Annotated in this window: 2 protein-coding genes; both read left to right on the forward strand. The window is 63.2% G+C overall.

Annotated features, from left to right (window positions below; genetic code table 11):
• Positions 1-271 precede the first annotated feature (271 nt).
• A complete protein-coding gene (locus tag A2I95_RS33320; RefSeq protein ID WP_027257453.1) occupies positions 272-610 on the forward strand; it encodes a P-II family nitrogen regulator in 339 nt (112 codons plus the stop codon).
• 25 nt (positions 611-635) lie between these two features.
• Positions 636-1,970 (forward strand): ammonium transporter, encoded by a 1,335-nt coding sequence (locus A2I95_RS33325; RefSeq protein WP_027257452.1) that lies wholly within the window; start codon positions 636-638, stop codon positions 1,968-1,970.
• Positions 1,971-2,119 lie beyond the last annotated feature (149 nt).

Consider the following 2,119-nt stretch of genomic DNA (forward strand, 5'->3'; position numbering starts at 1 on the left):
GTCATGTCCTGCCCGGTTTGCCCGTTGTCCGGGGACAATACCCTGCCCGCCCCGGTTTGTAGAGGGGGCAGAATCCGGAGCTTCCCCCCTTTGCCAGATGGCCGGTTTTTAAGCGAAGCAGGCCAAAGGCGCAAAATTATTGTGCGCGCGCAGAAAGACGCGCGGAAACTTGCTGGCCTTGGCTTTGCACGACTCGGGCGCCCGGTTTTGCTGCAAGTGCACAATGCGTCGGCACGGGGCCGGAGCAGCGCGGAAACCAAGGGATGCAGAGATGAAAATGATCATAGCCGCCATCAAGCCCTTCAAGCTGGACGAGGTTCGCGAGGCGCTGACCGGTCTTGGCGTGAGCGGGCTGATGGTCACCGAAATCAAGGGTTTCGGGGCCCAGGCGGGCCACACCGAAATCTACCGCGGCGCCGAATACGAGGTGAATTTTGTCCCGAAGCTGAAGCTGGAACTGGTGGTGCCCGCAGATCAGGCCGAACAGGCCGTCAGTGCAATCTCTGAGACCGCCCGCACCGGCAAAATCGGCGACGGCAAGATTTTTGTTCTGGATGTGGAACAGGCCCTGCGGGTGCGCACCGGCGAAACCAATCTCGAGGCGCTGTAAGGCGCCCGGCATGGAGGAAAGACCTATGAAGACCTTGAAACTCCCCCTTGCGGCCTTGGCGCTAAGCGCGCTGCCGGGCCTGGCGCTGGCCCAGGACGGCCCCGCACCGGGCGTAAACCCTGCGACCGACACTGTGTTCATCCTGAACTCGCTGCTGTTTCTGATCGGTGGCTGCCTGGTGTTCTGGATGGCGGCGGGTTTCGCCATGCTGGAGGCCGGTCTTGTGCGCTCCAAGAACGTGACCATGCAGCTGACCAAGAACATGGCGCTGTTCTCTCTGGCCGCCGTGTTTTACTGGCTTATCGGCTATAACCTGATGTATCCGCTGGGCAATTGGGCGGTGGATGGCGTTTTGTCCGGCGTCTTTGGCCCCGGTGTGCTGGAGGCGGTGGGGATCACCGCAGAGGGTGCGGATGATTACTCCTATGCGACCACCGGGTCGGATTTCTTCTTTCAGCTGATGTTCTGCGCCGCCACCGCCTCGATCGTGTCGGGCACTCTGGCCGAGCGTATCAAACTGTGGCCCTTCCTGATTTTCACCATCGTGCTGACCTCGGTGATCTACCCGTTCCAGGCCAGCTGGAAATGGGGCGGCGGCTTCCTGGAGGAGATGGGCTTCCTGGATTTCGCAGGCTCCACCGTGGTGCATTCTGTGGGCGGCTGGGCGGCGCTGACCGGGGCGCTGATCCTTGGGCCCCGCATCGGCAAGTACAAGGACGGCAAGACCATCCCGATGCCGGGCTCCAACCTGGCGCTGGCGACGCTTGGCACTTTCATCCTGTGGATGGGCTGGTTCGGCTTCAACGGCGGCTCGCAGCTGGCGATGGGTTCGATTGGTGATGTTGCGGATATCTCCCGCATCTTTGCCAACACCAATGCAGCCGCAGCCGGCGGCGCGGTGGCAGCGCTGGTGCTGACCCAGTTGCTGTTCCGCAAGCCTGACCTGACCATGATCCTGAACGGCGCGCTGGCAGGTCTGGTGGCGATCACCGCCGAACCGCTGACCCCGGGCCTGGGGCTGGCCACCCTGATCGGTGCTATCGGCGGCGTGATCGTGGTCTTTGCGGTGCCGTTCCTGGACAAGCTGCAAATCGACGACGTGGTCGGCGCCATCCCGGTGCATCTTCTCTGCGGCATTTGGGGCACTGTTGCGGTGGTGCTGTCGAACCCCGAAGCCAGCCTGCTGACCCAGCTGACCGGCATCGCTGCGGTGGGTGTCTTCACCGTCGCTGCCTCTGCCGTGGTCTGGATCATCCTGCGCGCCACCACCGGCATCCGGGTTGAGGAAGAGGATGAGGTCAACGGCCTCGACATGGCGGAGCTAGGCATGGAGGCCTACCCGGAATTCTCGCCAAGCTGATCCTGGCCCTGACAATAAATGCGCGGCGCCTGTTTCAGGCGCCGCGTTTCCGTTTCGGCGGGGCTCCCGCCAGCTGCAGGATCATCTCAGATGATCCCTCCCTGTTGGGCCGGGCGCCGCTGCCGCGGCGCGGGGCTGCGGCCTCAACC

This window comes from Leisingera sp. F5 (assembly GCF_001593695.1).

Excerpts from the sequence above, each read along its gene's own strand:
- A2I95_RS33320 (WP_027257453.1), top strand. The coding sequence starts at position 272 with ATGAAAATGATCATAGCCGCCATCAAGCCCTTCAAGCTGGACGAGGTT.
- A2I95_RS33325 (WP_027257452.1), top strand. The coding sequence starts at position 636 with ATGAAGACCTTGAAACTCCCCCTTGCGGCCTTGGCGCTAAGCGCGCTG.